The organism is Escherichia sp. HH41S (assembly GCF_009820115.1).
Taxonomy (GTDB): domain Bacteria; phylum Pseudomonadota; class Gammaproteobacteria; order Enterobacterales; family Enterobacteriaceae; genus Escherichia; species Escherichia coli_F.
This window is the reverse complement of sequence record NZ_VNXE01000098.1, coordinates 97,364-120,665: the sequence shown is the minus strand read 5'-3', so window position 1 is coordinate 120,665 and position 23,302 is coordinate 97,364. Positions and strand designations below refer to the sequence as shown.

Sequence of the window (23,302 nt, the reverse complement as noted above, 5' to 3'; positions counted from 1 at the left end):
GTTTTTTTAATGGGATTCGCCCTGTGGGGTAAACTTGAGTTCAATCAGCGCGATGGCTTTTTGGATTGCCCGCATGGTGACCGGGTCTGCGGCGGCGGGATGGTGAGTAAAGTCGATATTCTTCAGCTGGCTGGACATTTTTTCGCGAACTTCAACGGGCGCGATTACATCGAGAACATCCAGAATTTGTTTGATAACCAACTGGCAAGCAACCACGTCAGAAACCAGTTCCTGATCGGCATTCAGCGGCTGGGACATCGTAAACTCCTGATAGCATTTTGAAAGCCGTTATAGTAGCGGCTTCACTTCTTCAGCGATAGTCACAACCACCGTCATCAGGACACAAAAAAACCTGCCGGAGCAGGTTTTTTGTTATCGGAACATATTGCCTGGCGGTACGTCTTTGAACGTCTTGCAATAGTTATTGAACATACTTTTCAGGATCTTGCGCAATTTCATCGCGGCACTCCGACTATTTGTTATGCAGGTGTTATTGTCTTTGCACTTATAATATGACAACCATCACAAAAATCAATCTTTATGTGATGCAAATCACATAAATACCCCTTTAATGTTATAAAAATGATAATCAAAAAGCAGCCCCCCCATTTCTGACACATACAGATGGCGAGAAATAGCGCCTGCCAGGCGTCTTTTCCGGCCATTGTCGCAGCGCTGTAACGCGTAAAATACTGCTTTCTTTTACTCTTCTGGCTGGACCATGAGACTTCTGATTCTGACTCTTTCATTAATAACGCTGGCGGGGTGCACAGTTACTCGCCAGGCTCATGTGGGCGAAGTTGACGCGGCAACAGGTATTGTTCGGTTGGTTTATGATCAGGCTTTTTTGCAGCATGCCCGTACCGATCGTTATGTCAGTCGCGGGATCGCCGATCGCGCATGCCAGCAGGAAGGCTATACCCACGCTATCCCCTTTGGTCAGCCAGTAGGCAACTGTAGCCTCTTTGCGGGTTCCTTATGTTTGAATACGGAATTCACTTTGTCATATCAGTGCCATCATTCCGCCTTCCCTGTCTTTCTCTAAATGTTTTAATCAGCGAGGGGGATCTTCGCTGATTAAATAAATAGCGGTAATGCGTTTTATTCCCATTCGTATTTTTAATAATTGAAGTTTATATTTTACCTTTTGCAAATAATAAAATAACAAATTATAGTGACGCCACAGCAACAAATATAACCTTTGTGGAGCACTATCATGCTGAAACCAGAAATGATTGAAAAACTTAATGAGCAGATGAACCTGGAACTGTACTCTTCACTGCTTTATCAGCAAATGAGCGCCTGGTGCAGCTATCATACCTTCGAAGGTGCTGCCGCGTTCCTGCGCCGCCACGCCCAGGAAGAGATGACGCATATGCAGCGTCTGTTTGATTATCTGACTGATACCGGCAACTTACCGCGTATTAATACCGTTGAATCTCCGTTTGCTGAATATTCCTCACTTGATGAATTATTCCAGGAAACCTATAAACACGAACAATTAATCACGCAGAAAATTAACGAACTGGCTCATGCTGCAATGACCAATCAGGACTACCCAACATTTAATTTCCTGCAATGGTATGTTTCTGAGCAGCATGAAGAAGAGAAGCTGTTCAAATCGATTATTGATAAATTAAGCCTGGCAGGCAAAAGCGGCGAAGGTTTGTATTTTATCGACAAAGAACTCTCCACCCTCGACACACAAAACTAATGTTCTCCGGCGGCAGGTTTACTGCCGCCGTTTCAAATCAGTGACGGCAAATCTTACTCTGATCGGTCGAAAAACCTTCTTCCGAAGGTATAAATTTGCCTTTTGCTGCCAGAAACGCTACCAGCTCTCCCGCTGTCATCCCTTCTGCCGAGCAAGTGTGAAAACGTACCTGTTCACCAAAACGCGCTTTAATCGCAGCTTCCAGACTGGCATGCGTATATTGCTCACCTGATTCAATCATCATATTTAACACTTCATGACCGTGAATAGAGTCCATCGTTCCTCCTCAAAAAAAGGCTAGCGTAGCGATTGCCGCTTACCAAGACTTTGCGCCAGCGCAGGACTGAACGCATTTTATTGTACATTTATATTTACACCATATGTAACGCCGATTTGACGAAGCAGCCGTTATGCCTTAACCTGCGCCGCAGATATCACTCATAAAGATCGTCAGGACAGAAGAAAGCGTGAAAAACAGAACTCTGGGAAGTGTTTTTATCGTGGCGGGAACCACAATTGGCGCAGGCATGCTGGCAATGCCGCTGGCTGCGGCAGGTGTTGGTTTTAGCGTCACGTTAATCTTGTTGATTGGGCTTTGGGCGTTGATGTGCTACACGGCGCTATTACTACTGGAGGTGTACCAGCATGTCCCGGCAGATACCGGTCTGGGCACGCTGGCAAAACGCTATCTGGGACGCTACGGTCAGTGGCTGACGGGCTTCAGTATGATGTTCTTAATGTATGCTCTGACTGCGGCATACATCAGCGGTGCTGGTGAATTGTTGGCTTCCAGCATCAGCGACTGGACAGGTATTTCAATGTCGGCAACCGCTGGCGTGCTGTTGTTCACTTTTGTTGCCGGTGGCGTGGTTTGTGTCGGAACTTCGCTGGTCGATTTATTTAACCGTTTTCTGTTCAGCGCCAAAATTATTTTTCTGGTGGTGATGCTGGTACTGCTACTTCCGCATATTCATAAGGTGAATCTTTTAACCCTGCCGTTGCAACAGGGGCTGGCACTGTCTGCAATCCCAGTGATTTTTACGTCGTTTGGTTTTCACGGTAGCGTGCCGAGCATTGTCAGTTATATGGATGGCAATATTCGTAAGCTACGCTGGGTGTTTATAACCGGTAGTGCGATCCCCCTGGTGGCATATATTTTCTGGCAGCTGGCGACGCTTGGCAGCATTGATTCAACAACCTTTATGGGATTGCTGGCTAATCATGCCGGATTAAACGGGCTGTTACAGGCGTTACGCGAAATGGTGGCCTCTCCGCATGTTGAGCTGGCGGTGCATTTATTTGCTGATTTGGCCCTCGCCACGTCCTTCCTTGGTGTAGCATTAGGTTTATTTGATTATCTGGCAGATTTGTTTCAGCGTTCAAATACCGTTGGTGGACGATTGCAAACTGGTGCAATTACCTTTTTGCCGCCACTGGCGTTTGCACTGTTTTACCCACGAGGTTTTGTGATGGCGCTGGGTTACGCCGGTGTGGCGCTGGCGGTACTGGCATTGATTATCCCTTCGCTGCTGACCTGGCAAAGCAGGAAACACAATCCTCAGGCGGGTTATCGGGTGAAAGGTGGTCGTCCGGCGCTGGTGGTGGTGTTTCTCTGTGGAATTGCTGTGATTGGCGTGCAATTTTTGATTGCGGCAGGCTTGTTACCAGAAGTGGGATGATTAGATCTTATTGGGTGCCAGAATTAACGCTGACACCCAATTTGACCTCTTAATGCAGGCAGCACTGCTTAAATTTCTTACCACTGCCGCACGGACAAGGATCGTTACGACCCGGTTTCTCTTCTGCTTTGATCGGTTGCTGAACAGCTTTTTCCTGCGGATGCGCCATCCAGTATGCATGTAAATCAAGCGCCGCCAGTCGAATGGCATCTACGCTCTCTTCAAACGCTTCTGGCGACATCTTCTCTACCCGCTCGAAGTTTTCCTCAGTACCGTGCAGCGCAATCGCCTCCAGCGCCGGTTTTAACGAATCGGGCAACGTTGACCAGTCAGAAAGTGCCACGCCCCGCATATAGCCAAAGCACCACTCCTCAACAATCGTCAGCTCGCTGCCATCGACTTCTCGCAAGCCGAATAACGGCTCAAACTGCTCCGGGAATTCGTTCAGACGCTCTGCGGTATCGGCCATATGCTGAAAAGCCAGGTTCATAAAGCGCGTCATCTCTTTCTCTGACGCCCAGCGTGGCACATAGTCAGCCCCACCCCATACGGCAACCAGCCACTGTGCCGGTTCAATCTCTTGCGGAGAACTCAACACCGCCGTCAATAAACCGTCCAGCTCCGCCACATCAAGAATGGCGTGGTCAGTGTTGTATTTGGTCAGAATATCGTCCAGCCATTCCAACTCACTTTCGTTTAACGGTCCCGTTTTCATACGCTTTTCCTTGTGGATCTCAACTCGCCAACACCTATCTTACATGTCGGTCCGTATCAGAGATACTTTTTGAGTGGCTTTGCCGGTGATTAAAAATTAAGGAGGGTGTAACGACAAGTTGCAGGTACAAAAAAACCACCCGAAGGTGGTTTCACGACACTGCTTATTGCTTTGATTTTATTCTTATCTTTCCCATGGTACCCGGAGCGGGACTTGAACCCGCACAGCGCGAACGCCGAGGGATTTTAAATCCCTTGTGTCTACCGATTCCACCATCCGGGCTCGGGAAGAAAGTGGAGGCGCGTTCCGGAGTCGAACCGGACTAGACGGATTTGCAATCCGCTACATAACCGCTTTGTTAACGCGCCAAATTCTTCAGGCCTTTCAGCCAGACATCCGCTTGACGCCGATGCCTTTTAAACTGGAGCGGGAAACGAGACTCGAACTCGCGACCCCGACCTTGGCAAGGTCGTGCTCTACCAACTGAGCTATTCCCGCATTCATCAAGCAATCAGTTAATCACTTGATTTTATTATCGTCTGGCAATCAGTGCCGCCGTTCGATGCGTTGCATTCTACTTACCTGGCGCGATGAGTCAACGATATTTTTCACCACTTTTGATCGTTTGCTGAAAATTGCGCCGAAACGATCACTGATCAAGCAAATCTGCACGCGCAGCGCTCAAATATTGCAACATTGACCACAGAGTCAGTACCGCAGCCACAAAGAAAAGTGCAATACCGGCGTACTCAACCCAAATGTTCGGACGCCACAGCAGCCAGGCCAGCGCTACCATCTGGGCAGTGGTTTTCACTTTCCCAATCCAGGAGACAGCCACGCTACTGCGTTTACCCAACTCTGCCATCCATTCGCGTAGCGCAGAAATAATAATTTCACGGGCGATCATCGTTGCCGCCGGTAATGTCACCCACCAGCTGTGATAATGCTCGGTTACCAGCACCATGGCGATAGCCACGAGAACTTTATCTGCTACAGGGTCAAGGAAAGCACCAAACCGGGTACTCTGGTTCCAGCGGCGTGCCAGAAAACCATCGAACCAGTCAGTCACCGCCGCGATGCAGAAAATGAGCGCGGCGGCAAACGGCGACCAGGTGACAGGTAGATAAAAGACCAATACAAAGAATGGGATAAGGATGACACGGAACAGTGTAAGCAACGTAGGAATATTAAATTGCATAATGACGGGTAACTATCTGTTGTCAGTAAGATTACCCCTATGTTGCTACAGAGACATCAATGTTTCAACGACCAGAAGATCTTTTCTGCCAGACCTTGCGAAATACCCGGCACTTTTGCAATTTCCTCGACGCTGGCGTTACGTAAACCTTGCAAACCGCCCATATATTTCAACAACATTTGCCGACGTTTTGGCCCGACGCCTTCAATGGTTTCCAGGGAACTGGTATTTTTGACCTTCGCCCGTTTTTTGCGGTGCCCGCCAATCGCGTGATCGTGTGATTCGTCGCGAATATGTTGGATAACATGCAGCGCGGGAGAATCTGGCGGCAAACTGAATCCCTCACCTTCCGGCTCAAAGAACAGCGTTTCCAACCCAGCCTTCCTATCTGCTCCTTTGGCAACACCAAGTAGCAGCGGATGATTTTTATCCCATGAGACATCCAGTTCGGCGAAGACATTTTTCGCCTGTGCAAGCTGGCCTTTGCCGCCGTCGATAAGGATCACATCCGGGATCTTACTGTCGTCGATGGCTTTACCATAACGCCGACGCAGCACCTGATTCATCGCCGCATAATCATCGCCCGGCGTAATGCCAGTAATGTTATAGCGCCGATACTCCGCACGCAGCGGGCCGTTAGCATCAAATACCACACAGGAGGCGACGGTTTGTTCACCCATGGTATGGCTGATGTCAAAGCACTCCATCCGCTTCACTTCCGGCAATTTCAACACGCTGGCAAGCGCGGTCAGTCGCTGGTGAACGGTAGATTGCTGCGAGAGTTTGCTGGTTAAGGCCGTCGCCGCATTGGTGCGCGCGAGTTTCAGATAACGCGCCCGATCGCCGCGAGGTTTGGTTTGAACATTAATCTTGCGTCCCGCCAGTTCTGAAAGGGAATCGGCGAGCAGCGTTTTATCGCTAAGATTAAAATCGAGCAGGATCTCACCCGGTAAGGTGCGCATCTGGCTGCCTTGTAAATAGAACTGACCTACGAAGGTTTCCACCACCTCGCTCAGTTCCGTACCGCCCGGCACTTTCGGGAAATAGCTGCGGCTGCCGAGCACTTTACCCTGACGAATGAACAATACGTGGACACAAGCCATGCCCGCATCGAACGCCACACCAATAACGTCAAGGTCGTCGCCGGTATTGGACACAAACTGTTTTTCGGTGACGCGTCGCACCGCCTGAATTTGGTCGCGAATACGTGCCGCTTCTTCAAACTCCAGATTCTGGCTGGCAGTTTCCATACGGCTAATGAGTTGCGTAAGCACCTGATCATCTTTGCCAGACAAAAACAGGCGCACATACTCGACCTGCTGAGCGTATTCTTCTTCACTCACCAGTCCTTCAACGCACGGTCCCAGACAGCGCCCTATCTGATATTGCAGACACGGACGCGAGCGATTGCGATAAACACTATTTTCGCACTGGCGAATGGGGAATATCTTTTGCAGTAACGCCAGTGTTTCACGTACGGCATAGCCATTCGGGAACGGGCCGAAATATTCACCTTTGGCATGCTTCGCACCACGATGCATCGCCAGACGCGGGTGGGTATCGCCACTCAGGAAGATAAAAGGATAAGATTTATCATCGCGTAGCAAAACGTTGTAACGCGGCTGATAGAGTTTGATGTAGTTGTGTTCCAGCAACAGCGCTTCGGTTTCTGTATGAGTAACCGTTACATCAATTTGCTGGATCTGGGCGACCAGCGCTTCGGTTTTGCGCGAAGCGAGGTTGCTACGGAAATAGCTGGAAAGCCGTTTTTTCAGGTCTTTCGCTTTGCCGACATAGATAACCGTACCACCAGCATCGTACATGCGATAAACGCCTGGCTGGCTGGTTACGGTTTTTAAAAACGCTTTTGCGTCAAACTGATCACTCACTGACTTGATAATGTCTCCGCATTACACAGACCATGGCGAATTGCCAGGTGAGTCAGCTCAACATCGCCATGAATGTTTAGTTTACTGAACATTCGATAGCGGTAGCTGTTCACCGTTTTCGGACTGAGATTGAGCTGTTCTGAGATCTCATTGACCTTCTGGCCCTTGGTGATCATCAGCATAATCTGCAATTCACGTTCAGACAAACTGGCAAATGGGCTTTCTGTTTTTTCTGGTTCGATCTGGCTTAACGCCATTTGTTGAGCGATGTCAGAAGCAATGTAACGCTGCCCTGAATAGACAGAACGGATCGCACTCACGACTTCCTGCGGAGCCGCGCCTTTGCTGAGGTAGCCCGCAGCACCGGCCTGCATGACTTTCGCTGGTAAAGGGTTTTCTGTATGGACAGTAAGCATGATGATTTTGACATCAGCTGTGGAACGCGCGATTTTACGCGTCGCCTCAAGACCGCCAATGCCCGGCATACTCATGTCCATTAGCACCACGTCAACGGCATTTGCCCGGCACCACTTAACGGCGTCTTCACCGCACGATGCCTCACCGACGACTTTTATACCCTTTATATCTTCCAGAATGCGTCGTATCCCTGCGCGCACCAGTTCGTGGTCATCAACAAGTAGAACGTTGATCAAAGGAATATCTCCAGAAATAGGGATAACGCTACTGATAGTTAGTCATTCGTATATTAGCGGTTTTTATTGCAACTTTGAAACGTTAAAAATGGTGGGTATTCGATTTTTCTCTCGTTTTTGTAAATTCGATTGTCCACAGTTATGGTCACGCCCGTCACCAACGGCTTCCGGGATCGTTTCACAGTAAGCCCTGCGATGAAATGTGACAAAAATTGACTTTATTCAGCAAAAATGAAAATCAGCCCGCTGAATATGTAACATTAATTAACCCGAACAATACGGGCAAAAAACATTCATGATAAAAATATTTATTGGTCATTATATTAACGTATTTTATAGCACTGCCGATATCACGCTCAAAAAACAACCACTGCTATTTTTAGCAAAGCTTATGGTATACTCCGCCGCCTTAACATTTTTCACCGCAAATTTTCATTGCAACATGACGAGGAAAATAAATGAGTACGCCTGATTTTTCTACTGCCGAGAATAATCAAGAACTGGCAAATGAAGTCTCCTGCCTGAAAGCGATGCTGACGCTGATGCTGCAGGCGATGGGACAAGCTGACGCGGGCCGCGTGATGTTAAAGATGGAAAAACAGCTTGCGCTGATCGAAGACGAAACCCAGGCTGCAGTATTTTCCAAAACGGTTAAGCAAATTAAACAAGCCTACCGTCAGTAATATAAAACCGGCTGAGAGCGTGCCTTTCAGCCGGTTTTTGCATCTGGCACGCAGAAAGAAAAGCGATCAAATTAAGCCTGTAGCGGCCGCGTAACAGGCCACCTGGGTCTTATTCGGTGCATTGATTTTTTTCTGCATGTTTTTCTGATGGAAATTGACCGTATTCTCAGAGATTGACAAAATCATCGCTATCTCTGCTGATGTCTTCCCTTCCGCCGTCCATTTCAGAATTTCTTTTTCGCGCTTGCTGAAATTCATCTCTGGCGTCATCACTATTTCATCATTTAAACGCATCAGAGCCATCAGACTTTCGCGCACCAGTAACTGCATTTTTAATTGCAGTTCATCACTAAGAATGGGTATTTCGCGCGCGCTGCAACGGGAAAAGGACAAAAAGCCCAGCGCCCGGTTTGGCAGCATTAAATACTGGGTGACACCACGGCGTAAACCATGTGCGCGCGCGGCTTCCCATAATGGCTGTGCTTCGCTGAATAAGTCATCATTCCACATTAAATGGCCCTGACTAAAGTTTTCAGGGTTCAGCACAGGATCAATTGCGAGAAAGTTTTTTGCCTGATAATAACTCACCCACGCCTCAGGGTAATTGGTGTAGAAAGCTACTTTAGGTCGCGTGAATGGTACCGGGTGGCGAACACATAACGAATAGTAATCGTACTCCAGCTGCTGAGCCTGAAGCTCTATTTCATGGTAGACCTCTTCTGCGGCCTCCATCCTCTGAAAACGCAACAGCATCGTGCGACGCCAGCTGAAAAAATCCGTATCCTGCATAGTAAACCGCAACGCCCCTGAGAGTGAGTATCATTTATAATGATAATTCAAACTATCACATAAATAAGATTTATATATAATTTATATTATTCAGGCAATGAATTACTTTTGCAAGCCATCGCATTCTCTTATGTTATTAATGAGTTATGCTGATTTGTTAAGCAGTTTTATCACGTTTGAAGTGGCGTCCCGCCCCGACTGGTAAATCGTCGGGGCTGATTTTTTCTTATTATTGCAGCAGAAACTTCTCGAGGAACTGGCGAGTGCGAGGCAGCTGAGGATCGGCAAATAACGCTTTTGCGGCCCCCTGCTCGACTATCCGCCCCTGGTCCATAAAGATCGCCCTGTCCGCAACATCCCGGGCAAAGCTCATTTCGTGCGTCACAATCACCATCGTGCGCTTTTCCTGCGCCAGCTGGCGGATGGTGTTCAGGACTTCGCCCACCAGCTCTGGATCCAGCGCTGACGTTGGCTCGTCAAACAAAATCACTTCAGGACGCATTGCCAGCGCACGCGCAATTGCGACACGCTGCTGTTGACCGCCAGACAAACGACGTGGATAGCTGGTTTCTTTGCCTGCCAGCCCAACTTTCGCCAACAGCTCGCGAGCGCGCGCCGTGGCCTCTTCTTTCGGTTCGCCTTTGACGATCACCGGCCCTTCAATAATGTTTTCCAGTACCGTGCGATGCGGAAACAAATTAAAGTTCTGGAAGACAAACCCGACGTGCTGACGCAACTGGCGAATCAGCGATTTTTGCTGACTTAATGAACGTGCAGTATCAATGGTGATATCGCCAACGGTAATGGTTCCCGCTTCCGGTTGCTCCAGCAGATTTATGCTGCGGAGCAACGTGGTTTTACCGGAACCGCTCGGACCGATAATCGCTACTACTTCGCCAGGCTTCACCTCAAGGTCGATACCGTGCAGCACCGTCTGACCGTGGAATTTTTTCACCAGGTTCTTAACTTCAATGGCACTCATTTTGGTTCTCTCTCCTGGCGATTAAGTTGATTCTCAAAATGGTTCTGCAACGTCGATAACACTGTCGCCATGATCCAGTAGATGAGCGAAGCCGCCAGATACATGGTGAACACCTCCAGCGTACGCGAGGTAATCAACTGCGCCTGACGGAACAGCTCCGGCACCTGGATTGTCGCGGCCAGCGACGTATCTTTTACCAGGCTGATAAAGCTGTTCGACAGCGGCGGCAACGCCACCCGCGCCGCCTGTGGCAAAATCGCGCGACGCATGGTCTGCCACGGCGTCATACCAATACTGGCAGCAGCTTCCCACTGACCTTTATCAATAGAAGAAATGGCGGCGCGCAGCGTTTCGGCAGCATAGGCGGCAGTGTTTAGCGACAGACCAATCATTGCTGACGGAATGGGATCTAGTTCGATGCCAAACTGCGGCAAGCCGTAATAGATCATAAACAGTTGTGCGATGAGTGGCGTACCACGAAAAATAGAGATATAAAAACGCGCCAGCCAGCGCACGGGCCAGATTGGCGAAAGGCGCATCAGCGCGAGAATAAACCCTAGCAGTAAGCCAAAAAACATGCCGCCGATACTGAGTTGCAGCGTATACCCAGCCCCTTTCAGCAGGAACGGCAAGGAATCAATAACCAGTTGTATACTTTCTTGCATGAGCGTTTCCGGAGCTAAACGTGGGGATGATAGGCGAACAGCGCAGGCGCGCCGCCGGTATGAATAAACAGAATCGGCCCTTCATCTTTGAAACGTTTCTGACTGATACCGTCAATCAGCCCCGCCATCGCTTTTCCGGTATACACAGGATCAAGCAGAATGCCTTCCAGCCGCGCAAGCAATTTCACTGCTTCCATGCCTTCGTCGTTCGGCACGCCATAGCCAGGTGCAAAATAGTCATCCCAGAGTAAAATTTCCGCTGATGCGGTCAGTTCCAGTTCTTTCGCAATCGCCTGTTGGAGGTTAACCACTTTCGGCAATTGATCGGCAACGGAACGCGACACGGTCACGCCAATCAGTTCGCTTTCAGGCATCAGGTGTTCCAGCCCAACAGCCAGTCCGGCGTGAGTTCCGGCACTGCCCGATGCGACCACCACCGACGAAATATTAACCGCCCCTTCACACTGTTGCGCGATCTCCAGCGCACTCTCCACATAACCCAGCGCACCCAAAGCATTAGAACCGCCAACCGGAATGACATACGGGCGAAAGCCTTGTGCTTCGACTCGCGTCGCCAGCTCTTCCAGTTGGGCATTGGGATCGGTCAGTGCGTCGCACATTTCAATCTGGGTATTGAACAGATCCAGCAACAAACGATTGCCGTTGGTTAAATAGTTTTCTGCGGTTGTGCCAATAGGATTTTCCAGCAGCGCCACGCAGTGCAGACCGAGTTTCGCAGCGACTGCGGCAGTCTGGCGCACATGGTTAGACTGGATCGCCCCGGCAGTAATCAGCGTATCGGCACCTTCACGCAGAGCATCTGCCGCGAGAAATTCCAGCTTACGTAATTTATTGCCGCCCATTGCCATGGGAGTGACGTCATCCCGTTTGATGAAAATTTCCCGTCCAAGATAATCAGAAAAGCGCGGCAGATATTCGAGCGGCGTTGGCGCGCCGATAAATTCCAGCCGTGGAAAACGGGTTAAATTATGCAGTGGCATAACAGCCTCCGATGTGTGTTGTTGTGATTTTCTTATTATGCACGCTGAAAACGCGTAAATAAAAAAGGCGCTAGTGAAAGCGCCCTTTTTTGTCATTATGCTGATTATTTGGTCACATCAGCACCAAACCATTTTTCGGAAAGGGCTTGCAGAGTGCCATCTTTTTGCATTTCCGCAATTGCATCATTCACCGCTTTCAGCAGGTCTTCATTTCCTTTACGCAGCGCCACACCAGACTCCTGACGGGAGAATGCTTCACCGGTTACTGCCAGCGTATCGTTGGTTTTCTTCACCAGATCCAGCGCAGCCAGACGGTCAACGAGGATCGCATCAATACGGCCTACGCGCAGATCCTGATATTTGGTCGGGTCATCATCATAGGTACGCACATCGACGCCCTGAACATTTTGGCGCAGCCACTCTTCATAGTTGGTGCCCAGACCGACACCCACTTTTTTGCCTTTCAGATCATCAGCCGTTTTAATGCTGCCTTCGTTACCTTTTTTCACCAGCGCCTGAATACCGGAAATGGTGTACGGGGTAGAGAAATCGTATTTTTTCTTGCGCTCGTCAGAAATGGTGACCTGGTTAATCACCACATCAATGCGTTTAGAGTCCAGCGACGCCAGCATACCGTCCCATTTGGTCGGTTTTAGTGACGCCTCAACGCCAAGATGTTTTGCCAGCTGTTGGGCGAATTCCACTTCAAAACCGGTTAATTTGCCGTCATCCCCCTGAAAACTGAACGGCGGATAAGTTCCTTCCAGCCCTACGAGCAGCGTACCGCGCTCTTTAACTTTATTAAGCAGACCTTCATCTGCAAAACTTTTAACGCTCATGCCCGCAACCAGCGCCACGGCCATCACACCCATCAATGCCTGACGTCCCAGATGTGCTAATTTCATATTCACCCCGAATGTTGTTATGTCTGTTTGCAGTGTAGAGCCATTGTTTGTAAACACAAAAACAACTCTGCTACATCTTATTCTTATTTAATATATATCAGAAGCAGGCAGACTGGTGGATTTCTGCACAAGTCCGGTACACGTTTGACGCTGATAGTGTTGATACTTCCGTAACGCGATGCGGTAATTGTTGGTGCTGGTAGTGGGCAGCCACGGGGCGAGGATTTCATCAAGGAAACCGTCCTGCAGCTGATCGAGGGAAATATTTTGCTCGTGAAGATGATTACCCAAACGGCGCAGACGAACGACATATTCACGCACCGTACCTGGGCTCATTTCAGTTTGCTCAAAAAGAAATTGCTTAAAGCCGATAATATCGAAAAAATCACTCTGCGTTTTGCAATGTAAATCACCGCAGAATCGGCACAATGCCGCCCATGATTTTTGTTCCACTTGCCAGCCATTTTCATCAAGCAGCGTGTCCAGGCGGGAAATCTCGATTTTATTCACTATTTTGCCGTCGCGAACGAGGGTAATGCGATCGAGTAATTTACGGCAATGCGCGCAATGGGTCTGGCTGTGTTTAAAGTCTTTAAGATAGCGGCTTAATGGCCGTCTTTTCAGGTGCTGCACCATCATTAAGAACTCCTGGTAGTCAAAATTAAAGTGCGGCATTTACTGACGTTATAACTTACCCAGTTTAGTGCGTAACCGTTTAATGGCCTGGCTGTGTAACTGACTGACCCGCGATTCCCCGACCTCCAGCACTGCACCAATCTCTTTGAGATTCAGCTCTTCCTGGTAATAGAGGGTTAATACCAGTTTTTCGCGCTCCGGCAACGTTTCGATAGCTTCCATCACCCGCTGGCGCAGATTACTGTCCAGCAGTTGTTGTAGCGGGTTTTCTCGCTGATGATCATCAGTAACCAGTTCAATGCTATCGCCGTGCTCTTCGCGCCACTCATCGTAGGAGAAGAGCTGGCTGTTATTGGTGTCGAGCAACATTTGACGATAGTCGGCAATATCGATCCCTAAACGTTCCGCTACCTCAGTTTCCGTGGCGTTGCGGCCAAGTTCCTGCTCCAGTTGCCCTATTGCCTGTGCCACTTCACGCGCGTTGCGTCGCACGCTGCGCGGCACCCAGTCACGGCTGCGAAGTTCATCCAGCATAGCGCCACGGATACGCTGCACTGCGTAAGTTGTAAATGCCGTTCCTTGTAGGGCGTCATAGCGTTCGACGGCATTAAGTAACCCAATGCCGCCCGCCTGTAGCAGATCGTCAAGTTCCACGCTCGCGGGCAGTCGAACCTGCAGGCGCAATGCTTCGTGACGCACCAGCGGGACATAACGCTGCCACAGCGAGTGTTTATCCATTACACCTTCAGCGGTATAGAGTGAATTCACGATAAACAGCCCTGCGTTATATGAGTTATCGGCATGATTATCCGTTTCTGCAGGGTTTTTAATCGGACGAGTAGTGGGTGAAATGAGGGGTTATTTGGGGGTTACCGGTAAATTGCGGACAGAAAAAACCCCGCCGGTGGCGGGGAAGCACGTTGCTGACAAATTGCGCTTTATGTTGCCGGATGCGGCGTAAACGCCTTATCCGGCCTACAAAAATGTGCAAATTCAATAAATTCCAATTCACCTTGTAGGCCTGATAAGCGCAGCGCATCAGGCAATTTGGCGTTGCCGTCAGTCTCAGTTAATCAGGTACGACGATTAACCCTGCAGCAGAGACAGAACCTGCTGCGGTACCTGGTTGGCTTTTGCCAGCACGGAGTTACCTGCCTGCTGGATGATCTGCGCTTTCGACATGTTGGACACTTCGGTCGCATAGTCGGCGTCCTGAATACGGGACTGCGCTTCAGACAGGTTGGTAGTGGTGTTGTTCAGGTTGGTGACCGCGGAATCCAGACGGTTCTGGATAGCACCCAGGGATGAACGGAATTTGTCGATGGAGCTGATAGCTTCATCCAGAGCTTTCAGTGGATCTTTTGTTACTGTGCCTTCGCTAGTTACATCTGTTGTTAAAGTACCATTAGCACTAACATATACTTCAGCCCCTACTTTCGGCGCATATTTACCCGTACCAGTTCCAGAATCAACAGTTACCTTGCCGTTGTTAGCATCGATTGAATACTTCGTGGTGTATGAACCAATTGTAGTCATTTCACCATCAGCATCTGTGTATGTTGCTGTTGCATTAGAAACGTCAGCATTATCGGCATATTTTGCGCTAGCAGTACCGTCACCTGCGGCAAATACCGCCTGATACGTCTGAACGCCAGATTTATAGGTAATTGTTGCGGATGTATCACCGTTAGCTGCAGCTGCTGTGCCTTGTTTAGCTGTAGCCACTTTATTTAAAACGGTTTCTTTGCTAGCTGTATCAGTGAACGATACCCCTGCGTTAGCAGTTGCAGCACCAGCATCAGCACCCGTTTTAAAGTTATAAGTTGTTCCCCCCATCGTGACTGATGCAGTCTTATTAAACCCGATTGATTGACCGTCACCAGCTTTCTTGAATAAACCATCAAGCGTAGCCGCAGTCGCACCACCAGCATCGTTTGTAGTTAAGTTACCATCACTAGTTAAATAGGCTTCCTGTCCTCCGATTGTGATTTTACCATTCGCATCAACATCAAAGTTCACTTCACCGCTTGCTGCTTTATAAACACCACTAGCAGTTTGCCCAGCCGGCGGGAGAAGGCTAGCTGCTACATCACCTGCTTTTGCTGAAGTATTATTCGATACATTACTGAATGAGAAGTTACCAGCTGATGCATTGTATGTATAAACCGTGGCAGTTTGAGCAGCATCTGCTTTGATAGTAACAGTGTCACCATCTTTCAGTTGATCAAGCGCCTTTGATGCAGTCAGCGCATTATTTGTTGTAGTTATAGTATTAGTTGCAGCATCCATTTTCGCTGCTGTCAGGTCGCTAATGGTCGCCGCTTTATTGGCTATCGTACCGGAACCATTCACGTTAAAACCATTCAAACCCAGCGTATCTGAGTCAATTTTCTTCAGATCAATAGTGATAGTCTGGCCGTCATTCGCACCAACCTGAATTTTCATCGAACCGTCTTTTGCCAGTACGTTCACGCCGTTGAACTGGGTCTGGCCGGATACGCGGTCAATTTCGTCGAGACGGGATTTGATTTCGTCCTGAATGGAGTCCAGATCCGAATCAGAGTTAGTCCCGGTAGAAGCCTGAACCGTCAGTTCACGAATACGCTGTAAGTTGTTGTTAATTTCGGACAGCGCACCTTCGGTGGTCTGTGCAACAGAAATACCGTCGTTGGCGTTACGTGCAGCCTGAGTCAGGCCTTTAATGTTAGAAGTAAAACGGTTAGCAATCGCCTGACCCGCTGCGTCATCCTTCGCGCTGTTAATACGCAAGCCAGAAGACAGACGCTCGATAGAACTCGACAGCGCAGACTGGTTCTTGTTGATATTATTTTGAGTGATCAGCGAGAGGCTGTTGGTATTAATGACTTGTGCCATGATTCGTTATCCTATATTGCAAGTCGTTGATTACGTATTGGGTTTCCACCCGTCGGCTCAATCGCCGTCAACCCTGTTATCGTCTGTCGTAAAACAACCTTTAGAATTTTTTTCACAAACAGCCATTTTTTGTTAGTCGCCGAAATACTCTTTTCTCTGCCCCTTATTCCCGCTATTAAAAAAAACAATTAAACGTAAACTTTGCGCAATTCAGGCCGATAACTCCGGTATTCGTTTTACGTGTCGAAAGATAAAAGGAAATCGCATGGCAAGTATTTCATCGCTGGGAGTCGGGTCAGGTCTGGATTTAAGTTCAATCCTCGATAGCCTCACCGCCGCGCAAAAAGCGACGTTAACCCCTATTTCAAATCAGCAATCGTCGTTTACCGCTAAACTTAGCGCCTACGGTACGCTGAAAAGCGCGTTGACGACTTTCCAGACCGCCAATACTGCATTGTCTAAAGCCGATCTTTTTTCCGCCACCAGCACTACCAGCAGCACCACCGCGTTCAGTGCCACCACCGCGGGTAACGCCATCGCCGGGAAATACACCATCAGCGTCACCCATCTGGCGCAGGCGCAAACCCTGACCACGCGCACCACCAGAGATGATACGAAAACGGCGATCGCCACCAGCGACAGCAAACTCACCATTCAACAAGGCGGCGACAAAGATCCGATTACCATTGATATCAGCGCGGCTAACTCATCGTTAAGCGGGATCCGTGATGCCATCAACAACGCAAAAGCGGGTGTTAGCGCTAGCATCATTAACGTGGGTAACGGTGAATATCGTCTGTCAGTCACATCAAATGACACCGGCCTTGACAATGCGATGACGCTCTCGGTTAGCGGTGATGATGCGCTACAAAGTTTTATGGGCTATGACGCCAGTGCCAGCAGCAACGGCATGGAGGTCTCGGTCGCCGCCCAGAATGCGCAGCTGACGGTCAACAACGTCGCCATTGAGAACAGCAGCAACACCATCAGCGACGCGCTGGAAAACATCACCCTGAACCTGAACGATGTCACCACGGGCAACCAGACGCTAACCATCACTCAGGACACCTCCAAAGCGCAAACGGCGATTAAAGACTGGGTGAATGCCTATAACTCGCTAATAGATACCTTCAGCAGCCTGACCAAATACACCGCCGTAGATGCGGGGGCTGATAGCCAGAGTTCTAGCAATGGCGCACTGCTCGGCGACTCCACGTTGCGGACGATTCAGACGCAGTTGAAATCGATGCTGAGTAATACCGTTAGTTCTTCCAACTATAAAACGTTGGCGCAGATTGGTATCACGACCGATCCCAGCGATGGCAAACTGGAACTGGATGCCGACAAACTCACCGCTGCACTGAAAAAAGATGCCAGCGGCGTAGGTGCATTGATTGTTGGCGATGGTAAAAAAACCGGCATCACGACCACCATCGGCAGCAACCTGACCAGTTGGCTTTCGACAACGGGCATTATTAAAGCCGCTACCGATGGCGTTAGTAAGACCCTGAATAAGTTAACTAAAGACTACAACGCCGCCAGCGATCGCATTGATGCGCAGGTCGCTCGCTACAAAGAACAATTTACCCAACTGGACGTTTTAATGACCTCGTTAAACAGCACCAGCAGCTACTTAACGCAGCAGTTCGAAAACAACAGTAATTCCAAGTAATCAATATTCATCGGGAGACAGGTCATGTACGCGGCAAAAGGCACCCAGGCCTATGCACAAATTGGCGTCGAAAGCGCCGTAATGAGCGCCAGCCAGCAGCAGCTGGTCACCATGCTATTTGATGGAGTGCTGAGCGCACTGGTTAGAGCGCGCCTGTTTATGCAGGACAACAATCAGCAAGGCAAAGGCGTCTCTTTGTCAAAAGCGATCAACATCATTGAGAACGGGCTGCGGGTGAGTCTTGATGAAGAGAGCAAAGACGAATTAACCCAAAACTTGATTGCTCTTTATAGCTATATGGTCAGGCGTTTGCTGCACGCCAATTTACGCAACGATATCTCCGCAGTCGAAGAAGTGGAAGCATTAATGCGTAACATTGCCGATGCCTGGAAAGAGTCGTTACTCTCCCCTTCTTTGATTCAGGACCCAGTCTGATGAACAATGCACCGCATTTGTATTTCGCCTGGCAACAACTCGTCGAAAAAAGCCAGCTCATGTTACGCCTGGCGACAGAAGAACAATGGGACGAACTCATCGCCAGCGAAATGGCGTATGTGAATGCGGTGCAGGAGATTGCACATCTGACTGAAGAGATTGATCCGTCCACCACGATGCAGGAGCAACTCCGCCCGATGCTGCGCCTGATTCTCGATAACGAAAGCAAGGTGAAGCAGTTATTACAGATTCGGATGGATGAACTGGCGAAACTGGTCGGTCAGTCATCGGTACAAAAATCGGTGTTAAGTGCCTATGGCGATCAGGGCGGCTTTGTGCTGGCTCCGCAGGATAACCTCTTTTGAATCTTAACGAGCTGATGGCTCGCGAATAATCCGATTACGGCTACGCTTCTAATGTTCCCCTTGAATGGAGTCGAAGAATGCGTAATCCCACGCTGTTACAATGTTTTCACTGGTATTACCCGGAAGGCGGTAAGCTCTGGCCTGAACTGGCCGAGCGCGCCGACGGTTTTAATGATATTGGTATCAATATGGTCTGGTTGCCGCCCGCCTATAAAGGCGCATCGGGCGGGTATTCGGTCGGCTACGACTCCTATGATTTATTTGATTTAGGCGAGTTTGATCAGAAAGGCAGCATCCCTACTAAATATGGCGATAAAGCACAACTGCTGGCCGCCATTGACGCTCTGAAACGTAATGACATTGCGGTGCTGCTGGACGTGGTAGTCAACCACAAAATGGGCGCGGATGAAAAAGAAGCTATTCGCGTGCAGCGTGTAAATGCTGATGACCGTACGCAAATTGACGAAGAAATCACTGAATGCGAAGGCTGGACGCGTTACACCTTCCCCGCTCGTGCCGGGCAATACTCGCAGTTTATCTGGGATTTCAAATGTTTTAGCGGTATCGACCATATCGAAAACCCTGATGAAGATGGCATATTTAAAATTGTTAACGACTACACCGGCGAAGGCTGGAACGATCAGGTTGATGATGAATTAGGTAATTTCGATTATCTGATGGGCGAGAATATCGATTTCCGCAATCATGCCGTGACGGAAGAGATTAAATACTGGGCGCGCTGGGTGATGGAACAAACGCAATGCGACGGTTTTCGTCTTGATGCGGTCAAACATATTCCAGCCTGGTTTTATAAAGAGTGGATCGAACACGTACAGGAAGTTGCGCCAAAGCCGCTGTTTATTGTGGCGGAATACTGGTCGCATGAAGTTGATAAGCTGCAAACGTATATTGATCAGGTGGAAGGCAAAACCATGCTGTTCGATGCGCCGCTGCAGATGAAATTCCATGAAGCATCGCGCATGGGACGCGACTACGACATGACGCAGATTTTCACTGGGACGCTGGTGGAAGCCGATCCTTTTCACGCCGTAACCCTCGTTGCCAACCACGACACCCAACCGTTGCAAGCCCTCGAAGCGCCGGTCGAACCGTGGTTTAAACCGCTGGCGTACGCCCTAATTTTGTTGCGGGAAAATGGCGTTCCTTCGGTGTTCTATCCGGATCTCTACGGTGCACATTACGAAGATGTCGGTGGTGACGGGCAAACCTATCCGATAGATATGCCAATAATCGAACAACTTGATGAGTTAATTCTCGCCCGTCAGCGTTTCGCCCACGGTGTACAGACGTTATTTTTCGACCATCCGAACTGCATTGCCTTTAGCCGCAGTGGCACCGACGAATATCCCGGCTGCGTGGTGGTCATGTCGAACGGAGATGATGGCGAAAAAACCATTAATTTAGGAGAGAATTACGGCAATAAAACCTGGCGTGATTTTCTGGGGAATCGGCAAGAGAGCGTAGTGACCGACGAAAACGGCGAAGCGACCTTCTTTTGCAACGGCGGCAGCGTTAGCGTGTGGGTTATCGAAGAGGTGATTTAAATTCATCCCCGGCGGCAAGCCGGGGAGATTTCATTACGGCAGTGGCGTCGGTAACGGCGCTTTATCCAGCGCGGCGGCACACTCTGCCGTCGGGCGATCCACACGCTCCATCGTCATACCATCGTACTCAATGGTGTTACCGTCACGCTCAACCTCGTACAGCTCACGTTTTACGGTAACGTTAGTGAGATCGTCAGACATCAATGTCAACTTACCCGGCACAGCAATCACCCGCTGCCACTGACGGCAATCCAGGGTATCGCCCTCTTTAGTGACAATCAGGCTGCCTATCGCTTCCGGACTGACCAGCGCACTTTGCGGCCCTTTGGTCTGCCAGTAGCCCGCCAGCCAGTCCGGCGCGGGGGTTTTAACGACATTGTTATAGTTTTCGACTTCGGCACAGCCCGCCAGCAACATGAGCGCGCCTGCAATTGCGAGTTTTTTCATCATTCGTCCTGCATGAGAAGAAAAGAGGATTGTGGCATTAAAGCCCTGATGTCGCCAGCCTTTCCAGGTTCAGAGAGAAATTTGATCTAACTATTATTTTTGTGAATTATTACCCCGAAAATAAATTTGCTTGATGTATGATTCGCGACTCTTGTTTCAAACCTTCTGAGTTCAGAGGCTACATACATGTCATGGCAGCAATTCAAACACGCCTGGTTGATTAAATTCTGGGCACCCATCCCTGCGGTCATCGCGGCGGGTATTCTCTCCACTTACTACTTTGGCATCACTGGCACCTTTTGGGCTGTCACGGGTGAATTTACCCGTTGGGGCGGTCAGCTCCTGCAGCTGTTCGGCGTCCATGCTGAAGAGTGGGGTTATTTTAAAATTATCCATCTGGAAGGATCGCCATTAACCCGCATCGACGGCATGATGATCCTCGGTATGTTTGGCGGCTGCTTTGCTGCAGCGCTGTGGGCCAACAATGTCAAACTACGCATGCCGCGCAGCCGTATCCGCATTATGCAGGCCATCATTGGCGGCATTATCGCCGGTTTTGGCGCGCGTCTGGCAATGGGCTGTAACCTGGCGGCGTTCTTTACCGGCATTCCTCAGTTCTCGCTGCATGCCTGGTTCTTTGCCATCGCCACTGCCATTGGTTCATGGTTTGGCGCGCGCTTTACCCTGCTGCCCATCTTCCGTATTCCCGTGAAAATGCAGAAAGTTTCTGCCGCCTCACCGCTGACGCAAAAACCGGATCAGGCGCGGCGTCGTTTTCGTCTCGGGATGCTAGTCTTTTTCGGCATGCTGGGCTGGGCGCTGCTGACGGCGATGAACCAACCAAAACTGGGGCTGGCAATGCTGTTTGGCGTCGGCTTTGGTTTACTGATTGAACGTGCGCAAATCTGCTTTACTTCGGCGTTCCGCGATATGTGGATCACCGGACGTACCCACATGGCGAAAGCAATCATTATCGGTATGGCGGTAAGTGCCATCGGGATCTTCAGTTACGTACAGTTAGGCGTTGAACCCAAAATCATGTGGGCAGGACCAAACGCGGTAATTGGTGGTTTGCTGTTTGGATTTGGCATCGTGCTGGCAGGCGGCTGCGAAACCGGCTGGATGTACCGCGCGGTAGAAGGCCAGGTGCACTACTGGTGGGTCGGTCTGGGCAACGTGATCGGCTCAACGATTCTGGCGTATTACTGGGATGATTTCGCTCCGGCGCTGGCCACCGACTGGGACAAAATCAACCTCCTGAAAACCTTTGGCCCGATGGGTGGCCTGCTGGTGACATATTTGCTGCTGTTTGCTGCGCTGATGTTGATTATCGGCTGGGAAAAACGCTTCTTCCGCCGTGCGGCACCGCAGGCTGCTAAGGAGATCGCATGAAAAATATCGTTCCTGATTACCGCCTTGATATGGTGGGTGAACCCTGCCCTTATCCGGCAGTTGCAACCCTTGAGGCGATGCCGCAGTTAAAAAAAGGTGAGATCCTGGAAGTGGTGAGCGACTGTCCGCAGTCGATCAATAATATTCCACTGGATGCGCGTAATCACGGCTATACGGTGCTGGATATTCAGCAAGACGGGCCGACCATTCGTTATTTAATTCAGAAATAATCCCTCCTTCCCGCTGTGTCCCACAGCGGGAACATCGTTGTCTCTGTATCACATAGATTTTACCCGCCTCCTCTCCTATTCTTTTCCGGGTGATCTCAGGAGGTTGCTATGTGTGGACGCTTTGCCCAATCCCAAACGCGTGAAGATTACCTTGCACTTCTCGCGGAAGATATTGAACGCGATATTCCCTACGATCCCGAACCCATTGGCAGATACAACGTCGCGCCGGGAACCAAAGTTCTTCTGCTCAGTGAACGTGATGAACACCTTCATCTGGATCCGGTTTTCTGGGGATATGCTCCCGGATGGTGGGATAAACCGCCGCTGATTAACGCCCGCGTAGAAACTGCGGCAACCAGTCGTATGTTTAAACCGCTCTGGCAACATGGTCGGGCAATCTGTTTTGCCGATGGCTGGTTTGAGTGGAAAAAAGAAGGCGACAAAAAACAGCCTTATTTTATCTATCGCGCTGATGGACAACCTGTTTTTATAGCCGCGATAGGTAGCACACCGTTTGAGCGTGGTGACGAAGCCGAAGGATTTTTAATTGTCACTGCAGCAGCAGACCAGGGTCTGGTCGACATTCATGACCGCCGCCCGCTGGTACTGTCGCCAGAAGCTGCGCGGGAATGGATGCGGCAAGAGATTAGCGGTAAAGAAGCCTCTGAAATTGCTGCCAGTGGCTGTGTGCCAGCAAACCAGTTCACCTGGCACCCTGTGTCGCGCGCGGTGGGTAATGTCAAAAACCAGAGCGCGGAGTTAATTCAACCTGTTTGTTGACATCCTCCACGCCCTGAAGGACGTGGATCCCTG

The 23,302-nt window shown here is 49.7% G+C and carries 28 protein-coding genes and 3 tRNA genes; 12 read left to right on the top strand and 19 right to left on the bottom strand.

The annotated features are described in order from the left end of the window. Positions 1 to 6: 6 nt before the first annotated feature. Both yecJ and azuC read right to left on the bottom strand, forming a co-directional pair. On the bottom strand, positions 7 to 258 hold the full coding sequence (gene yecJ, locus FQZ95_RS19820; RefSeq protein ID WP_000082120.1) for a DUF2766 family protein YecJ: 252 nt from the start codon (positions 256 to 258) through the stop codon (positions 7 to 9). 114 nt (positions 259 to 372) lie between these two features. Beyond that, positions 373 to 459, bottom strand: coding sequence for a stress response protein AzuC (azuC, locus tag FQZ95_RS19815; protein WP_010723106.1), 87 nt, complete (start codon positions 457 to 459; stop codon positions 373 to 375). Positions 460 to 721: 262 nt separating this feature from the next. Between azuC and FQZ95_RS19810 the strand changes: the two genes are divergently transcribed. Both FQZ95_RS19810 and ftnA read left to right on the top strand, forming a co-directional pair. Beyond that, positions 722 to 1,045, top strand: coding sequence for a YecR-like lipofamily protein (locus tag FQZ95_RS19810; RefSeq protein WP_001237859.1), 324 nt, complete (start codon positions 722 to 724; stop codon positions 1,043 to 1,045). A 171-nt stretch (positions 1,046 to 1,216) separates the two neighbouring features. Continuing rightward, positions 1,217 to 1,714, top strand: a complete 498-nt coding sequence (gene ftnA, locus FQZ95_RS19805) for a non-heme ferritin (RefSeq protein WP_000917208.1) — start codon at positions 1,217 to 1,219, stop codon at positions 1,712 to 1,714. 37 nt (positions 1,715 to 1,751) lie between these two features. Here the strand turns inward: ftnA and FQZ95_RS19800 are convergent, their stop codons facing one another. Further along, positions 1,752 to 1,991 (bottom strand): YecH family metal-binding protein, encoded by a 240-nt coding sequence (locus FQZ95_RS19800; protein ID WP_000377231.1) that lies wholly within the window; start codon positions 1,989 to 1,991, stop codon positions 1,752 to 1,754. A gap of 190 nt (positions 1,992 to 2,181) precedes the next feature. Between FQZ95_RS19800 and tyrP the strand changes: the two genes are divergently transcribed. Continuing rightward, complete coding sequence (gene tyrP / locus FQZ95_RS19795; protein WP_000797564.1) at positions 2,182 to 3,393, top strand: tyrosine transporter TyrP; 1,212 nt, start codon at positions 2,182 to 2,184, stop codon at positions 3,391 to 3,393. 49 nt (positions 3,394 to 3,442) lie between these two features. On the opposite strand, the gene yecA is transcribed toward tyrP, so the two are convergent. From yecA to uvrY, 7 genes are all read right to left on the bottom strand, one after another. Next, on the bottom strand, positions 3,443 to 4,108 hold the full coding sequence (gene yecA, locus FQZ95_RS19790) for a UPF0149 family protein YecA (protein WP_000847882.1): 666 nt from the start codon (positions 4,106 to 4,108) through the stop codon (positions 3,443 to 3,445). A gap of 195 nt (positions 4,109 to 4,303) precedes the next feature. Further along, positions 4,304 to 4,390: transfer RNA gene (locus FQZ95_RS19785), tRNA-Leu, on the bottom strand. A gap of 12 nt (positions 4,391 to 4,402) precedes the next feature. Further along, a tRNA-Cys gene (locus FQZ95_RS19780) sits at positions 4,403 to 4,476 on the bottom strand. A gap of 54 nt (positions 4,477 to 4,530) precedes the next feature. Then, positions 4,531 to 4,606, bottom strand: a tRNA-Gly gene (locus FQZ95_RS19775). Positions 4,607 to 4,757: 151 nt separating this feature from the next. Then, the gene (pgsA, locus tag FQZ95_RS19770; protein ID WP_032279737.1) at positions 4,758 to 5,306 is read right to left on the bottom strand and encodes a CDP-diacylglycerol--glycerol-3-phosphate 3-phosphatidyltransferase; all 549 of its coding nucleotides are present in this window, start codon (positions 5,304 to 5,306) and stop codon (positions 4,758 to 4,760) included. Between the two features lie 56 nt (positions 5,307 to 5,362). Beyond that, entirely contained in the window at positions 5,363 to 7,195 is a 1,833-nt protein-coding gene (uvrC, locus tag FQZ95_RS19765; RefSeq protein WP_001283421.1) for an excinuclease ABC subunit UvrC, read from the bottom strand. Further along, positions 7,192 to 7,848 carry a UvrY/SirA/GacA family response regulator transcription factor gene (gene uvrY / locus FQZ95_RS19760; RefSeq protein WP_000611328.1) on the bottom strand — a complete coding sequence of 219 codons (657 nt, stop codon included), beginning with the start codon at positions 7,846 to 7,848 and terminating at the stop codon, positions 7,192 to 7,194. Before uvrY ends, uvrC begins: the two co-directional genes overlap by 4 nt. A 295-nt stretch (positions 7,849 to 8,143) precedes the next feature. Here uvrY and yecU point away from each other — a divergent pair, with 295 nt between their 5' ends. After that, a complete protein-coding gene (gene yecU, locus FQZ95_RS19755; protein WP_000590347.1) occupies positions 8,144 to 8,320 on the top strand; it encodes a protein YecU in 177 nt (58 codons plus the stop codon). Then, positions 8,307 to 8,531, top strand: a complete 225-nt coding sequence (gene yecF / locus FQZ95_RS19750) for a DUF2594 family protein YecF (protein WP_000106474.1) — start codon at positions 8,307 to 8,309, stop codon at positions 8,529 to 8,531. Before yecU ends, yecF begins: the two co-directional genes overlap by 14 nt. A 66-nt stretch (positions 8,532 to 8,597) precedes the next feature. On the opposite strand, the gene sdiA is transcribed toward yecF, so the two are convergent. From sdiA to FQZ95_RS19710, 8 genes are all read right to left on the bottom strand, one after another. Next, positions 8,598 to 9,320 carry a transcriptional regulator SdiA gene (gene sdiA / locus FQZ95_RS19745; protein ID WP_001154267.1) on the bottom strand — a complete coding sequence of 241 codons (723 nt, stop codon included), beginning with the start codon at positions 9,318 to 9,320 and terminating at the stop codon, positions 8,598 to 8,600. 229 nt (positions 9,321 to 9,549) lie between these two features. Further along, positions 9,550 to 10,302, bottom strand: a complete 753-nt coding sequence (gene tcyN, locus FQZ95_RS19740; RefSeq protein ID WP_001272993.1) for an L-cystine ABC transporter ATP-binding protein TcyN — start codon at positions 10,300 to 10,302, stop codon at positions 9,550 to 9,552. Next, positions 10,299 to 10,967 carry a cystine ABC transporter permease gene (gene tcyL / locus FQZ95_RS19735; RefSeq protein ID WP_001158220.1) on the bottom strand — a complete coding sequence of 223 codons (669 nt, stop codon included), beginning with the start codon at positions 10,965 to 10,967 and terminating at the stop codon, positions 10,299 to 10,301. The genes tcyN and tcyL overlap by 4 nt, the downstream gene beginning before the upstream one ends. A gap of 14 nt (positions 10,968 to 10,981) precedes the next feature. Further along, positions 10,982 to 11,968, bottom strand: a complete 987-nt coding sequence (gene dcyD, locus FQZ95_RS19730; RefSeq protein ID WP_001128215.1) for a D-cysteine desulfhydrase — start codon at positions 11,966 to 11,968, stop codon at positions 10,982 to 10,984. A 104-nt stretch (positions 11,969 to 12,072) separates the two neighbouring features. Next, a complete protein-coding gene (tcyJ, locus tag FQZ95_RS19725) occupies positions 12,073 to 12,873 on the bottom strand; it encodes a cystine ABC transporter substrate-binding protein (RefSeq protein ID WP_001353139.1) in 801 nt (266 codons plus the stop codon). An 87-nt stretch (positions 12,874 to 12,960) separates the two neighbouring features. After that, the gene (fliZ, locus tag FQZ95_RS19720; RefSeq protein WP_001354737.1) at positions 12,961 to 13,512 is read right to left on the bottom strand and encodes a flagella biosynthesis regulatory protein FliZ; all 552 of its coding nucleotides are present in this window, start codon (positions 13,510 to 13,512) and stop codon (positions 12,961 to 12,963) included. 45 nt (positions 13,513 to 13,557) lie between these two features. After that, positions 13,558 to 14,277: an RNA polymerase sigma factor FliA gene (gene fliA, locus FQZ95_RS19715; protein WP_001087467.1), complete on the bottom strand. Its 720-nt coding sequence runs from the start codon at positions 14,275 to 14,277 to the stop codon at positions 13,558 to 13,560. A 318-nt stretch (positions 14,278 to 14,595) separates the two neighbouring features. Then, positions 14,596 to 16,383 carry a FliC/FljB family flagellin gene (locus FQZ95_RS19710; protein WP_160530564.1) on the bottom strand — a complete coding sequence of 596 codons (1,788 nt, stop codon included), beginning with the start codon at positions 16,381 to 16,383 and terminating at the stop codon, positions 14,596 to 14,598. Between the two features lie 265 nt (positions 16,384 to 16,648). On the opposite strand from FQZ95_RS19710, the gene fliD reads away from it, so the two are divergent. The 4 genes from fliD to amyA all read left to right on the top strand — a co-directional run bounded on the left by fliD (position 16,649) and on the right by amyA (position 20,420). Next, positions 16,649 to 18,055 (top strand): flagellar filament capping protein FliD, encoded by a 1,407-nt coding sequence (gene fliD, locus FQZ95_RS19705; RefSeq protein ID WP_000146781.1) that lies wholly within the window; start codon positions 16,649 to 16,651, stop codon positions 18,053 to 18,055. Positions 18,056 to 18,079: 24 nt separating this feature from the next. After that, positions 18,080 to 18,490: a flagellar export chaperone FliS gene (fliS, locus tag FQZ95_RS19700; protein WP_160530563.1), complete on the top strand. Its 411-nt coding sequence runs from the start codon at positions 18,080 to 18,082 to the stop codon at positions 18,488 to 18,490. Next, complete coding sequence (gene fliT, locus FQZ95_RS19695) at positions 18,490 to 18,855, top strand: flagella biosynthesis regulatory protein FliT (protein ID WP_001755085.1); 366 nt, start codon at positions 18,490 to 18,492, stop codon at positions 18,853 to 18,855. Before fliS ends, fliT begins: the two co-directional genes overlap by 1 nt. 77 nt (positions 18,856 to 18,932) lie before the next feature. Next, a complete protein-coding gene (gene amyA / locus FQZ95_RS19690) occupies positions 18,933 to 20,420 on the top strand; it encodes an alpha-amylase (protein WP_160530562.1) in 1,488 nt (495 codons plus the stop codon). 33 nt (positions 20,421 to 20,453) lie between these two features. On the opposite strand, the gene yedD is transcribed toward amyA, so the two are convergent. Beyond that, a complete protein-coding gene (gene yedD, locus FQZ95_RS19685; RefSeq protein ID WP_001353137.1) occupies positions 20,454 to 20,867 on the bottom strand; it encodes a lipoprotein YedD in 414 nt (137 codons plus the stop codon). Between the two features lie 186 nt (positions 20,868 to 21,053). Between yedD and yedE the strand changes: the two genes are divergently transcribed. The 3 genes from yedE to FQZ95_RS19670 all read left to right on the top strand — a co-directional run bounded on the left by yedE (position 21,054) and on the right by FQZ95_RS19670 (position 23,269). Beyond that, the gene (gene yedE / locus FQZ95_RS19680; RefSeq protein WP_160530561.1) at positions 21,054 to 22,259 is read left to right on the top strand and encodes a selenium metabolism membrane protein YedE/FdhT; all 1,206 of its coding nucleotides are present in this window, start codon (positions 21,054 to 21,056) and stop codon (positions 22,257 to 22,259) included. After that, the gene (gene yedF / locus FQZ95_RS19675) at positions 22,256 to 22,489 is read left to right on the top strand and encodes a sulfurtransferase-like selenium metabolism protein YedF (RefSeq protein ID WP_000790504.1); all 234 of its coding nucleotides are present in this window, start codon (positions 22,256 to 22,258) and stop codon (positions 22,487 to 22,489) included. Before yedE ends, yedF begins: the two co-directional genes overlap by 4 nt. Positions 22,490 to 22,597: 108 nt before the next feature. After that, positions 22,598 to 23,269, top strand: coding sequence for an SOS response-associated peptidase (locus FQZ95_RS19670; protein WP_160530560.1), 672 nt, complete (start codon positions 22,598 to 22,600; stop codon positions 23,267 to 23,269). Positions 23,270 to 23,302 lie beyond the last annotated feature (33 nt).

Excerpts from the sequence above, each read along its gene's own strand:
- yecJ (WP_000082120.1), bottom strand. The coding sequence starts at position 258 with ATGTCCCAGCCGCTGAATGCCGATCAGGAACTGGTTTCTGACGTGGTT.
- azuC (WP_010723106.1), bottom strand. The coding sequence starts at position 459 with ATGAAATTGCGCAAGATCCTGAAAAGTATGTTCAATAACTATTGCAAG.
- FQZ95_RS19810 (WP_001237859.1), top strand. The coding sequence starts at position 722 with ATGAGACTTCTGATTCTGACTCTTTCATTAATAACGCTGGCGGGGTGC.
- ftnA (WP_000917208.1), top strand. The coding sequence starts at position 1,217 with ATGCTGAAACCAGAAATGATTGAAAAACTTAATGAGCAGATGAACCTG.
- FQZ95_RS19800 (WP_000377231.1), bottom strand. The coding sequence starts at position 1,991 with ATGGACTCTATTCACGGTCATGAAGTGTTAAATATGATGATTGAATCA.
- yecA (WP_000847882.1), bottom strand. The coding sequence starts at position 4,108 with ATGAAAACGGGACCGTTAAACGAAAGTGAGTTGGAATGGCTGGACGAT.
- pgsA (WP_032279737.1), bottom strand. The coding sequence starts at position 5,306 with ATGCAATTTAATATTCCTACGTTGCTTACACTGTTCCGTGTCATCCTT.
- yecU (WP_000590347.1), top strand. The coding sequence starts at position 8,144 with ATGATAAAAATATTTATTGGTCATTATATTAACGTATTTTATAGCACT.
- yecF (WP_000106474.1), top strand. The coding sequence starts at position 8,307 with ATGAGTACGCCTGATTTTTCTACTGCCGAGAATAATCAAGAACTGGCA.
- sdiA (WP_001154267.1), bottom strand. The coding sequence starts at position 9,320 with ATGCAGGATACGGATTTTTTCAGCTGGCGTCGCACGATGCTGTTGCGT.
- tcyN (WP_001272993.1), bottom strand. The coding sequence starts at position 10,302 with ATGAGTGCCATTGAAGTTAAGAACCTGGTGAAAAAATTCCACGGTCAG.
- tcyL (WP_001158220.1), bottom strand. The coding sequence starts at position 10,967 with ATGCAAGAAAGTATACAACTGGTTATTGATTCCTTGCCGTTCCTGCTG.
- dcyD (WP_001128215.1), bottom strand. The coding sequence starts at position 11,968 with ATGCCACTGCATAATTTAACCCGTTTTCCACGGCTGGAATTTATCGGC.
- tcyJ (WP_001353139.1), bottom strand. The coding sequence starts at position 12,873 with ATGAAATTAGCACATCTGGGACGTCAGGCATTGATGGGTGTGATGGCC.
- fliZ (WP_001354737.1), bottom strand. The coding sequence starts at position 13,512 with ATGATGGTGCAGCACCTGAAAAGACGGCCATTAAGCCGCTATCTTAAA.
- FQZ95_RS19710 (WP_160530564.1), bottom strand. The coding sequence starts at position 16,383 with ATGGCACAAGTCATTAATACCAACAGCCTCTCGCTGATCACTCAAAAT.
- fliD (WP_000146781.1), top strand. The coding sequence starts at position 16,649 with ATGGCAAGTATTTCATCGCTGGGAGTCGGGTCAGGTCTGGATTTAAGT.
- fliS (WP_160530563.1), top strand. The coding sequence starts at position 18,080 with ATGTACGCGGCAAAAGGCACCCAGGCCTATGCACAAATTGGCGTCGAA.
- fliT (WP_001755085.1), top strand. The coding sequence starts at position 18,490 with ATGAACAATGCACCGCATTTGTATTTCGCCTGGCAACAACTCGTCGAA.
- amyA (WP_160530562.1), top strand. The coding sequence starts at position 18,933 with ATGCGTAATCCCACGCTGTTACAATGTTTTCACTGGTATTACCCGGAA.
- yedD (WP_001353137.1), bottom strand. The coding sequence starts at position 20,867 with ATGAAAAAACTCGCAATTGCAGGCGCGCTCATGTTGCTGGCGGGCTGT.
- yedE (WP_160530561.1), top strand. The coding sequence starts at position 21,054 with ATGTCATGGCAGCAATTCAAACACGCCTGGTTGATTAAATTCTGGGCA.
- yedF (WP_000790504.1), top strand. The coding sequence starts at position 22,256 with ATGAAAAATATCGTTCCTGATTACCGCCTTGATATGGTGGGTGAACCC.
- FQZ95_RS19670 (WP_160530560.1), top strand. The coding sequence starts at position 22,598 with ATGTGTGGACGCTTTGCCCAATCCCAAACGCGTGAAGATTACCTTGCA.